Annotated in this window: 10 protein-coding genes and 1 tRNA gene; 7 read left to right on the top strand and 4 right to left on the bottom strand. The window is 45.8% G+C overall.

What is annotated here, in order from left to right; genetic code table 11:
• The first annotated feature begins 54 nt into the window (after positions 1-54).
• Both DSM107010_RS30600 and DSM107010_RS30595 read left to right on the top strand, forming a co-directional pair.
• Positions 55-1587, top strand: coding sequence for a sugar ABC transporter ATP-binding protein (locus tag DSM107010_RS30600; RefSeq protein ID WP_106169552.1), 1533 nt, complete (start codon positions 55-57; stop codon positions 1585-1587).
• Complete coding sequence (locus DSM107010_RS30595) at positions 1584-2585, top strand: ABC transporter permease subunit (RefSeq protein WP_015153911.1); 1002 nt, start codon at positions 1584-1586, stop codon at positions 2583-2585. The genes DSM107010_RS30600 and DSM107010_RS30595 overlap by 4 nt, the downstream gene beginning before the upstream one ends.
• A gap of 138 nt (positions 2586-2723) precedes the next feature.
• Here the strand turns inward: DSM107010_RS30595 and DSM107010_RS30590 are convergent, their stop codons facing one another.
• Both DSM107010_RS30590 and DSM107010_RS38880 read right to left on the bottom strand, forming a co-directional pair.
• Positions 2724-3803, bottom strand: a complete 1080-nt coding sequence (locus DSM107010_RS30590; RefSeq protein ID WP_106169550.1) for a choice-of-anchor Q domain-containing protein — start codon at positions 3801-3803, stop codon at positions 2724-2726.
• 97 nt (positions 3804-3900) lie between these two features.
• Positions 3901-4053 (bottom strand): hypothetical protein, encoded by a 153-nt coding sequence (locus DSM107010_RS38880; RefSeq protein ID WP_158631903.1) that lies wholly within the window; start codon positions 4051-4053, stop codon positions 3901-3903.
• A gap of 174 nt (positions 4054-4227) precedes the next feature.
• On the opposite strand from DSM107010_RS38880, the gene gshA reads away from it, so the two are divergent.
• From gshA to DSM107010_RS30575, 4 genes are all read left to right on the top strand, one after another.
• Positions 4228-5382 (top strand): glutamate--cysteine ligase, encoded by a 1155-nt coding sequence (gene gshA, locus DSM107010_RS30585; protein ID WP_106169551.1) that lies wholly within the window; start codon positions 4228-4230, stop codon positions 5380-5382.
• Between the two features lie 373 nt (positions 5383-5755).
• The gene (locus DSM107010_RS30580; protein WP_106169298.1) at positions 5756-6220 is read left to right on the top strand and encodes a tRNA (cytidine(34)-2'-O)-methyltransferase; all 465 of its coding nucleotides are present in this window, start codon (positions 5756-5758) and stop codon (positions 6218-6220) included.
• A gap of 48 nt (positions 6221-6268) precedes the next feature.
• Positions 6269-6394 carry a hypothetical protein gene (locus DSM107010_RS42535; protein WP_258183998.1) on the top strand — a complete coding sequence of 42 codons (126 nt, stop codon included), beginning with the start codon at positions 6269-6271 and terminating at the stop codon, positions 6392-6394.
• A gap of 728 nt (positions 6395-7122) precedes the next feature.
• Entirely contained in the window at positions 7123-9018 is a 1896-nt protein-coding gene (locus DSM107010_RS30575) for a peptidoglycan DD-metalloendopeptidase family protein (RefSeq protein WP_127024697.1), read from the top strand.
• Positions 9019-9130: 112 nt separating this feature from the next.
• Here the strand turns inward: DSM107010_RS30575 and DSM107010_RS30570 are convergent, their stop codons facing one another.
• A complete protein-coding gene (locus DSM107010_RS30570) occupies positions 9131-10210 on the bottom strand; it encodes an MraY family glycosyltransferase (protein WP_015153906.1) in 1080 nt (359 codons plus the stop codon).
• Positions 10211-10444: 234 nt separating this feature from the next.
• Here DSM107010_RS30570 and DSM107010_RS30565 point away from each other — a divergent pair.
• Positions 10445-10518: transfer RNA gene (locus DSM107010_RS30565), tRNA-Met, on the top strand.
• A gap of 128 nt (positions 10519-10646) precedes the next feature.
• Here the strand turns inward: DSM107010_RS30565 and DSM107010_RS30560 are convergent.
• Positions 10647-11765: a site-specific integrase gene (locus DSM107010_RS30560; protein ID WP_106169296.1), complete on the bottom strand. Its 1119-nt coding sequence runs from the start codon at positions 11763-11765 to the stop codon at positions 10647-10649.
• Positions 11766-11847: the final 82 nt, after the last annotated feature.

Genomic DNA, 11847 nt, shown 5'->3' with positions numbered 1-11847 from the left:
CCTTGTCTCCCCCCTCTCCCTTGTCTCCCCCCTCTCCCTTGTCTCCCATTTCCTATGACAACAACAACATCCCCTCCCATCCCTCGGTTAGAAATGCAAGGCATTACCAAGAAATTTCACGGTGTAACTGCCTTGGAGAATGTCAATTTAACTGTCTATCCTGGTGAAATTCACGCTCTGATGGGCGAGAATGGCGCGGGTAAAAGTACGTTGATGAAAATTCTGGCTGGGGCATACGACACAGATGCAGGTGAAATTCGCATTAACGGCGACCCAGTAAAAATTTCCGATCCTAGTGCTGCTAGGCAAGCCGGAATTGCCCTGATTTATCAAGAACTGAATCTCGCCCCCAACTTGACTGTAGCTGAAAACATTTTCATGGGTAGCGAGTTAACTAAGGGATATTTCCTCGATCGCGATCGCATGAATCAGGAAGCAGCAGCAGTTCTTAACAGTTTGGGAGCGAGTTTCCAGCCAGAAGACACGGTGTCTCGTCTCTCAATTGCCGAACAGCAACAAGTCGAGATTGCGCGGGCGCTCAAGGACAATAGCCGCATCCTAATTATGGATGAGCCAACCGCAGCGCTTTCAGACCGCGAGACAGAACAACTATTTGAGTTAATTCGCAAGCTGCGAGACAACGGCATTGCCATTATCTACATCAGTCATCGCATGGAAGAAATTTACGCGCTTGCCGATCGCATTAGCGTTTTGCGAGATGGCGAGTACGTAGGCAGTTTAGAACGCCAGGAGATCTCTAGCGAGCGCCTGGTACAAATGATGGTAGGCAGACCTTTGCAAGATTTGTTTGAAAAACAGCCCGGAAAAACCATCGGTTCAGTCGTACTAGAGGTAAAAAACATTAGCGATGGTGGCAAAATTCAGCCTGCAAGTTTAACACTACACGCAGGAGAAATTGTCGGCTTGGCAGGACTGGTAGGTGCAGGACGTACGGAATTATGTCGGTTAATCTTCGGTGCTGACCCCAAGACAAGTGGTGAAGTGATTTTAGATGGTAAACATCTCAACATCAATCAACCCAGCGATGCGATCGCGGCTGGTATTGGTTACGTACCAGAAGACCGCAAAGAACAGGGCTTATTTCTCGAAATGAGCTGCCGCAAGAATATTGCAATGAACCTGCTCAAACGGGAAGCGAAAGTAGGCACGATCAGCCCATTACGAATTAACCAAATTGCCTCAGCCGCAGTCGATAATTTTAATATTCGGCTAGCAGAACTAGGCATTAGAGCCTTAGATTTATCTGGTGGCAACCAACAAAAACTGCTGCTAGCAAGATGGTTGGCAATTAAGCCTCAAGTTTTGATGTTAGACGAACCCACAAGGGGTGTAGATATTGGGGCAAAAAGCGAGATTTATCGCATCATTAGCGACTTAGCAGCCCAAGGAGTTGCAATTCTAATGGTTTCGAGCGAACTACCTGAAATTATCGGGATGAGCGATCGCGTTTTGGTGATGCGAGAAGGGCGTTTAGTTGGCGAACTAAACAGTACCAACGGCGAGAAAATTACGCAAGAAAAGATTATGACTTACGCCACCGGAGCAATTGAGGGAGAAAAATTATGAGTCAAATCCAATCAAAACCAATGCGAGGCAGATCGAGCGATCGCCCCAAGGGAGGTAGGCGTAAATCTGCAAGTAACCTGCTTCAGATAGTAGGAATTCTCCCGATTCTGGCGCTGATTTGCATTCTCTTCGCCTTACTCACGCCTAACTTTCTTACCACAGGCAACATAGTCAATATATTCCGGCAAGCATCGATCAACATCGTGCTAGCAACAGGGATGACGTTTGTAATCCTTACGGGCGGAATCGATCTTTCGGTTGGTTCTATCCTGGGAGTAACAGCTGTAGTTGGCGTACTGACATCACTCATACCAGGGGTCGGCTGGCTGGCGGTTCCCGTTGCTTTACTCGCAGGCTTGGGTTTGGGCTTAATTAACGGTGCTTTAATTGCCTTTCTTGACCTGCCACCTTTCATTGTCACTCTAGGTGCGCTCACGGCTTTGCGAGGGGCTGCTTATTTAATTGCTAGCGGTACAACCGTGATCAACCGCGACCTCAACTTTGCTTGGATCGGGATTAATTACTTAGGACCAGTTCCTTGGTTAGTGGTAATTGCGTTGCTTACAGTGGTAGCTAGCTGGTTTATTCTCCGCCGCACTATTTTGGGAATGCAGATCTATGCAGTGGGTGGCAATCAACAGGCAGCAAGGCTAACGGGAATTAAGGTCAAGCGAGTACTTTTATTTGTTTACGGTGTCAGTGGCTTGCTCTCCGGCTTAGCGGGAATTATGAGCGCCAGCCGTCTTTACAGTGCTACAGGAATGCTAGGGAATGGATACGAACTCGATGCGATCGCGGCTGTAATTTTGGGCGGAACCAGCTTCTCTGGTGGGATTGGCACTATCTGGGGAACTCTGCTTGGTGCGTTAATCATTGCCACCCTCAATAACGGACTAACTTTGTTGAATATGTCATTCTTCTGGCAGTTAGTTGTCAAGGGTTTAGTCATTATTGTTGCCGTCACAATCGATCGCCTCCGCAGACGCTCTAGAAGATAAATTGTAGGTTTGGATTTTGGGTTTAATTCAAAATTCCCAATCTATTGATAGCAATTCTCGATTGTGTACATAATATTGGTAGGGGCGCACAGCTGTGCGCCCCTACATCATAGGTATTTCATCCAATTGAAACGGCTATTAATTAGTAATTGTGTCAACTCCCTCTGATAGAGGTGCGAGATACTCGTATGCACCCACATCGCAAGTAGCAACACCATCTCTGTTTCCGTCTAGGGGTCGAGTCATACCACGTTGATCGGTACTCTGGCATTGGTCGTCGATCCCGCGATCGATTGCCGGACTCTCAGCGTAGATTGGCAACATATCATTATCGTCACGTCCGCCTAGTACGATCTCAACGTTACTTCGGCTGGTAGGAAAGCCACAGGTTGCATCGCTTGATAGGTTGCCACCAAGATCGACAATCGTGCCGTCGCAATTATCACCCTCATAGTTATTTGCTACCAGCGTATTCTTTAACTGAATCGTACCAGTATTGGCAATTCCACCACCACTTGTTGCCGAGCGGAAAGACTGATTGTTAGCGATCGTGCTATTGTACACATCCATCGTGCCGAGGTTTTCAATTCCCCCACCTGCACCAGATGTAGAGTTCCCCACGATCGTTACGTTCACGAGTGTTGCTTTGCCCGTACTTGCATTAGTAAGTCCACCGCCACCCCAAACGTTACCATACCTCCAGTTAATAGAACTTGCTCTGACTGTACTATCAACTAAAATCAGCGTCCCGTGGTTGTGAATACCCCCACCGTGGGAGTGACTAGCAAAGCCAGGGGTTGCATTACCCCACTGTACTGTGACTTTACCAATGTAGGCAAAGCCAGTGTCAGCGATATCGAACACGCGACTTTTCAACATGCCATCTATTTTTGTTTTTCCAGAACCCGCACCAGTCAGGGTTAAGTTTTTGGTGATATCTAAGTGTCCCTGACTCAGTTCGTACAAACCTGCTGGTACGGTGACAGCACGGTTGACTGCCTGACCTTCCTGTACTGCGGCGCGTAACGTACAGAGGCGGGAAGGATTGGAAATACAGTTCCCATCACCTATATTCCCGTCTGGTTCATCTAAGATGCTATTAACTGTAAAAATTTGTCTTTCTTGAGATAGAACCGTTTGAGGTAGAATAGCAAGTCCGCAAACCATAATTACAATTAATGCATAGCGTATCCATCGAAATCGTTTCGTTTTTCGCATAAGTTTCTTCAACGAGCTAACGAATACTCGCAAACTAGAGTTTTTGCAAGCAAAGCGGGAGTAATGGCAGACAAGCCTCATTTATCCGCGCTATTTATCAACTGCTGACAGCGATCCGCAGCTCATTTCCTGAAAAGCGATATGATTCTTTATAGAGGAGTCGATGCGAGGTAGTTAAATCGACGGCAACAGCAAGGCTAAACCGCCATCTAACGATTCCAGGGGGGTTTTCTCTGCTGCCTTCTGGCATTACCTTCTGGGATGAAAGATGAAATAAAGATATAAGTGTACCTAACTACGGATAGAAACTTTGTCATGTCAAACTAACGCAGGTATTGAACTTTCGGGTAGATGCAAAGTTTTGCCGCTGCTAGATACACTGAGTTAGTGGAAGAATTACTCACTGCAAGCCGAGGAGAATCAAGTGCTGCTATCAAAAGGCTTTGAAATTGAAATGTACACGGGGACACCGTCGGGAGATGTCGTCGGTCTTTCAGACAAAATCGTGGCAAATTTAGAGGGGAATTTTGCCAAAGAGCCAGATAGCCGTAACGTAGAGTATATAACGTCTCCCTCAACTCAATACGAAAGCCAGTTGTGCGAACTACTGCGCCCTCGGCGCAAAATACGGGAATATCTCCAGCGATTGGGCAACTACACGTTTATTCCTGGTAGTACTTTATCTTTGGGGGGGAGCGATCGCTTCTACCGTTCCGACCCGAATAACCCATACCATGAATATATTGAAAAGACCTACGGTACTACAGTTGTTACTGCTAGCGTTCATATTAATGTTGGGATTGAAGATCCAGAAGTACTTTTACGGGCGTGTCGTCTGATCCGCGTCGAAGCACCTCTGTACCTCGCCCTCAGCGCCTCCTCTCCTTTTATTGACGGCGAACCTACTGGTTATCACTCCACCCGTTGGGCAGTTTTTCCTCAAACTCCCGCACACGTCCCCCTGTTTGAAAGCCACGCTCATCATATTCGTTGGGTTGAGGAACAGTTAGCCGCAGGGACAATGCAGAGCGTGCGCCATCTTTGGGCATCGGTAAGACCGAATGGCGATCGCCGCCCTTACGACCTCAACCGTTTAGAATTAAGAATCTGCGATCTCGTCACCGATCCGATTGCTTTATTAAGTATTACTGCCTTACTGGAAGCGCGGCTGTGCCAACTCATAGCAGATCCACAACTCGATCCGCTAGAAATGAGTACCCTACCAGCAACAACCCGCGCTGAAGATTTGTTGACAATTACTGCTGCTAACGAAAGCGCAGTCGCCCGTTCTAGCCTCGACGCTCAGCTAACTCATTGGCAAGACGGCAGAAAAATCTTAGCGAGAGACTGGATTGAAGAAGTTTATCAAGAAGTCTGGGCGATCGCCAAGCAAAACGGCTTCAATTGTTTTCTTTCTCCCGTACAAAAAATTCTGCGCGAGGGGAACACCGCTCAGCAGTGGTTGAAACTTCATGCATACGGCTTTGAGCCAAGAAGCATTATCATGCAATCTATCCAAGCAATGAGCGATCGCGAGTTAGAACTGGAAGATAAGCTCTGTTCGTCGCCAATGGTGTAGTGCATTACTCATCAGTTATTCGTCACTCGTCATTTGTTCTACCAATAGACCTCCTGCGTGAATACTTGAATTGTCATCCACACGCGAAGCGAAACATCTGGGAGATTCTTCACTACACTGCGTTGCGTACCCTTCGGGAAGGCTTCGCCAACAGAATGACATCCATGATTTTTTGATTCATGCAGGAGGTCTAATGACAAATGACGAGTGACAAGTGACAAATAAATATTAAGAATTTTTAATCATTTGTTTTCGATTTACATTTATTTAAAAAAACTATATATTTATGAATCTGGAGCCAAATCGTGCTATCGAAAGGACAGCATCTCAATTCAACGTTTTGACTTTTGACTTTCGACTTTTGACTTTTTAAATGCCTCAACTCGTTTTGGTTCACCCGCAAATTCCTCCCAATACTGGAAACATTGCCCGTACCTGTGCGGCGACAGGGACAGAATTACATTTGGTTGCACCGTTGGGTTTTGAAATTAGCGATCGCTATTTGAAACGAGCTGGCTTAGACTACTGGCAATATGTCAACTTGCATTACCACGAATCTCTAGACAGCTTCAAAACCTATTATCTAGAGCGCGGGGGACGCTGGGTTGGCTTTAGCGTTAAAGGTGAATCGAACTACATCGAATACCAATTTCAGGCTGACGATTGGTTGCTATTCGGTAGCGAAACAACTGGATTACCTCCATCTGTCCTTTCTGCTTGTCACGCCAGAGTTTACATTCCTATGGCTCAAACTGGCGTTCGCAGTCTAAACCTTTCTGTCAGCGTCGCCGTTGGTCTGTTTGAAGCCCGTCGGCAATTAGGCTATTTGAGGGTATAGGGAGCAGTGACCAGTGACCAGTGACCAGTGACCAGTGACCAGTGACCAGTGACCAGTGACCAGGGACCAGTCAACAATCCACTACAACCTACACCCTACACCCCTTCTTCACGCACCACGCACCACGCACCACGCACCACGCACCACCAATTACCAACTACCAACTACCACTGATAACTGATAACTAACAACTGACTTACGTATATTCTCTGATTTTTTTGACTCTAAGTTAAATAAAGGTATTTTTTTTTACAGCTATTTTTAATAAATTCTCATCATCAGCTTTTCAGTCTTGAGATAGATATAAGAAATTTTTATAGATTTTTTGACTAAAATCTCTCCTTCGATGATACATTTTCTTCATCATTCATCTGTCTTGTTATAGAAGATTGACAGCTCCCATAGGAAGATAAATTGAGGATTTGAGTCTTTGTACTCAGAGTTAAGCCTTGGCTGTGTAGCTCGCAGCTTTGGTAAAATGCAACACTTGTTGGCTTACAGGAATTGACTTAAATTGACTATGTGTAATAGAGAACATAAGTAATATGACTCAATACATTGGCGTAATCTTTTTCCAAAGAAATGTTAAATAGCAGTAAAAGAAAAAATAAATATGCCAAAACAAAAAATGCCTATATTCTGGGCAGTTCTTACTCCTTAAGTAGAAATCGCCCAACTGTAGTATATTGAGCAGACTGGAGACAACGTTAATTTTTTTTGCCAATAGGCTGTAAGCTTGTTTAAATCAAAAATGCCTAGTAAGCTTGCCTCAGCATATTTATCTCAGCATGAAAAACTGGATTTGATAACACTCAAAACCATCGTGTAGTAGTATCGCAATTGCGATCGCCAGAGCAAATGAACAGAGGTAGTTAAGCGCTATTCCAGACAGGAGGTCATTGTTGAAACAAACGTGGGCAAAAGATCGAGCAGATCGAGCCTCTAAAGCCAAGCGGCAAGTGCGGACTTCAGCCGCCACGATCGGCATTATTTTCTCAGCCGGAGCGTCCAATCTGCTATTGACCCAAATCAGTAATAGCGCTCCAGCCATAGCCATAAATCAGCCTTCGCTCAGTCAAATGCCGATAGCAACTAGAGCGAGCTTAACCATTAGCAGCATTGGTGTGCCAACAGGAATCGCGGCAACCGTGCCTTTAGCATTCACTCAAAGCCATACTAACGCGACACAGTTATTTGAGCCTGTAGCCAAGCAACCAACAGAGAAAACAGCCAAAGTTTTACAAGCTTTGCGAGTCAATCGCCTGATTCGCCAGCTCAAGGCAAGTAAAATTACCGTATCAACAGCAGCGTTAGTATCTCAACTAGACGAGCGAGAAGCAGCGATCGCCAGACAAAGATGGTCGATCGATCGCTTGAGACAGAAATTGAATCGCTTGGAAGAAGATAGTTCGGCGGAGTTGGGGTTTGAGGAGTGGCAAGCATCGGCAGGGACATCGAGCCAGGAACAAATGGGGGCATCGCTAGCAAGCGATCCTGGGCTGCAACCCGCAGTATCTCTACTAGCATTCCATCCTCAGTTACAAACTCCACAGTCAATACATGGTAATGCAAGTGGGGAGGCAATGCCTTACGTACTGGAGGCAATGCCTGAAGCTCGCATGTCTTTGGCACAAACGCACACAGCAGCAAGTCTGCCAAAAATAGCGGTCGATCGCCCAATGGTACTAGTCCCCTTACAGGCACTTAGCTACAAGGTAAAAGCCGGAGACACGCTGAGTGCGATCGCGCAACAACACGGACTACCACTGACAACTCTCATTACCGCCAACAAATTAGCCGATCCCAACCGCATTCAGATCGCCCAACAGCTGATCGTGCCAATTTCGCCATCAAAGGGAAGTGAGAGCCAGCAGCCAATAACAGCAGCTCTGGAAAACAATACTAATGCTGGTATGGGTGGCAACATTTCTGAAGATGATTCGGTTGTGGAAGCCAATCCTCAAGGGATAGCAGAAATTCAGCGGCAGCAATCAGCAAAAGCAGAACAAGCACAGTTGAGCGATCGCTACGTCCAAAATTTACGTAGTGATATCGAGAAATTACAGCAGAGATATCGCACCCAGCCATTGCTGAGTCAAGCAACACCAGCAGAACAACCTGCTGCTAAGACGAGTGGCGATCGCTTGTTGCGGAAGCTACGTCAGATTGCATCTATCGAACTTAAAACAGAGCGAAACTTCAATTCCAAACAAGCAAGCAAGACTTTACAAGTAGAAGCACCAAAACAGCCGCAGCGTTCAGTGCAACCAACTGAAGATGAAAGTGATGATAGCTTGGCAACAGCACCGATTGGTAGAGATGCAACAGATTCGCTCCAATCAATTCAGCAACGAAACGTATCGCCAGCATTACCACCTTTAGATTCAGCAGATACCTATTTACCCAAACCGATAATTTCCAAAAAGGGCTTCATGTGGCCTGCTAGAGGGAAACTTTCTTCCGGGTATGGCTATCGTTGGGGGAGGATGCATCGGGGAATTGACATTGCTGCTCCGGTGGGGACACCTATTTTTGCGGCTGCGGCTGGAGTCGTCATCAAGTCAGGCTGGAACTCTGGCGGCTACGGCAATATGGTTGATATTCAACACACAGATGGTACGGTCACTCGCTATGCCCACAACAAGCGATTGCTCGTTCATAAAGGTCAAACAGTATACCAAGGGCAGCAGATTTCCGAGATGGGTAATACTGGTTTCAGTACTGGTCCCCACCTACACTTTGAAATTCATCCACTAGGTAAAAAAGCAGTTAATCCAATGGCTTTTTTACCCCGATGAAGTCAGTTATCAGTTATCAGTTATCAGCAGAAAGGAGTTAGGAGTCAGGAGCCAGGAGTTGAAATTAACTGGTCACTGGTCACTGGTCACTGATAACTGTCCCTAGCCCCCTTTATACCTTCCTAATTCTTTGCCAGATGGTGAAGCTTAGAAGTGCGACAATGCTGAGCATAGTCATCAGGATAGTGAGAGGGGTCATACCTTGGAGTTTCATTGCTAAACAATTCCCGACTGCGGTGAAAGACCATAATGCGATCGCCGTAGCTCGTTGCGATAAGCCAGTAGCCAACAAGCGGTGATGTAGATGGTCTTTACCAGGAGTACTAAGAGGATTTTTCCCCGCCATCAACCGCAGGACAAACACCTGAGTTGTGTCAATGACTGGTAGCAGCAGAAATAGGATTGTTGGTACTAAAGCAAATACAGTATTAACTTTTAAGCTACCTAAAATTGCGGTAGCCGCTAGCACGTAGCCAAAAAAATAAGCTCCAGCGTCTCCCATGATGATCCGGGAAGGATGAAAGTTATGACGCAGAAATCCTAGTGCTGAGCCTCCCAATGCTGCTAAGAGTAAAGTTGCTGCGGCTCGAGTGGCAAATTGTGCCGAGACCGCTAGTAGGCTCATAGAAGTGATAAAGCTGACTCCTCCTACTAAACCGTCAATTCCATCCATCAAGTTAATTGCATTCGTAATTCCAACTACCCACAGTACGGTAATCAGAGTCGAAAGTAACGGATCGATTGGTGGAAATATTCTAGCTTCGATGCGGATATCGCTAGCAATGAGCAAAAAAGCTGTCAGAATTTGTACGGACAAGCGTACCCAAGGTGGCAAGCCAAATTGGTCATCGATGAATCCTACTAAAACTAAAATCGAGCCTCCTAACAAGATTGTTAGTACCTCAGCTAGCACTCCTTCAATAACTATGGGGCGCAAAAGCGTTGCCAATACTAAAGCAGCTAACACTCCAGTATAAATTACCAAACCACCAGCATTAGGCAAAGGTTCGCGGTTGAGCCGTCGTTCGTTAGGCTGGTCTGCCCAACCTACTTTTAAAGCGAACGATCGCACTTCTGGCATTAATTGCCAAGTGACTATCCATGCCAACACAAAGGTAAACATGACTGATAGCCAACCATAACCATATGGGCTGGCGATCCCGATAGATTGGAGGAAGCCGTAGATGTTCATCTTTTTTAATCCAATCCTTAATCATAAGGATGAATACGAGCAGCAACAGTATAGTTCAGACTTGCTAAAAAGCTACATCTGTGTTTATGCTCATGCCAATTTAACAGATAGAGAAATTTCGGTGTCCTCTCAATTTAAATCGAGATTGGATCGAATTCGATTCTAGCTTCAGAATTTTGTCAGAAAGTGCAATGGTGCGATCGCTATGTTAGTATAGTTAAGCGTCAAAAATCTGGCTCAGTAGCTCAGTTGGTTAGAGCAGGGGACTCATAAGCCCAAGGTCGGCAGTTCAAATCTGCCTTGAGCCACTCTTTAGCATAAATATTCATAGGATGGAACCCTTGTTTTGCAACGGTTTCAAGGTTTTTACCCTTTTAGCTATTGCCGTTGATTAAGGCTGATTATCGCTAATCTAGGTCAAGTTTTTAGGCAAGGTTTAGGCACAAAATATTTCAGGTGGATGGGGGCGATCTGGTCTATTGAGCAAGATGTTAAATGCCCTTTGATGCACCTCTTCACTAATCCAGTGATGATACAAGTCAGTGTGTACTTGAACGCTATGACCCATTTGGGCAGCTGCAAGGGAAACATCTAGCCCAAACTCTAACGAGCGAACTGCCCAAGCGTGTCTTAAATCATAGGGGTTAAATGAGATATCCAATCGCTTGAAGGCATGAGTAACTCTATTACCTAAGTCAGAATTGGTTTTACCAGTGCATCTGGGTAGGTTCACGTTTTCTAACTCCCACTGGATAGCCCACTCAGGATAAATAGGGTATACCCGCCGCGATCCTGTTTTACCGTCCTGCACTAACAGGACAGGGAATTTTGAGAAGTCTAGGTGAAATAGTTCGTGGTTTCTCAATCCATAGGTTGCCAAGATGCCATATGCCCATCGCCAATCACCAGCAGGAATTTTATTAAACTCTGTGGCGATCGCCCGATCACTAGGTAGTTTGCGGGGAGTTACTTTTCTAGGAGAGTAAGAGCCAGCCAAGCTTTTGAAGTTAAACTCTACATCAGCAAACTTGGCTAATGCTGTTAGAGCCATTACAGCCCGTTTTCGCGTTCTCGTGTCTGGAGCTGTATTTAAAATAGTCTCCTTCAAAACTTCAACGGACAACGTGACATCCTTGGGCAGCTTGTTAAAAATTTTGAGATAATCACCCTGCCAGGTTGTCTCTGTTTGGGGTGTACGAGATTTACGGGCAAAATAATCAGCTTCAAACTGAGAGATCCAATCAGCGATTGTCAAGCAGGGGTCATCTTTAGACTTTAGATATGGTTGCCAGTCAAACTCACGACGGGCTAGCAATGCTCCCACCTTACGAGCTTCCGCCTCTGCCTCCTTAATACCAATTGGGTTAGCTCTAATTCCTTGGCTGCTCAAACTAATTCGCTGCTGATATAGCTCATTTTTTGTGGCATTAGGTTTTGGTGGCAGCGTAGCCCGTAGATATAACCTGTTGCCCTGTTGCTCGATCGCAACGCCAACATTGGCTGCTCTGAGCCGACCGTTAGCTTGCTCAATCCGTCCAGAAATAGAAACATTCATCAACTAATGGGACTTTGTAAAGAAAGAGCGTGAAATCAGGGTAGAATACAAACCACGACTCAGATTTACGTCAGTCTCGACA

The sequence above is a fragment of the Chroococcidiopsis cubana SAG 39.79 genome, from assembly GCF_003991895.1.
GTDB lineage: Bacteria > Cyanobacteriota > Cyanobacteriia > Cyanobacteriales > Chroococcidiopsidaceae > Chroococcidiopsis > Chroococcidiopsis thermalis.
This window is presented reverse-complemented; position numbering and strand designations above follow the sequence as displayed.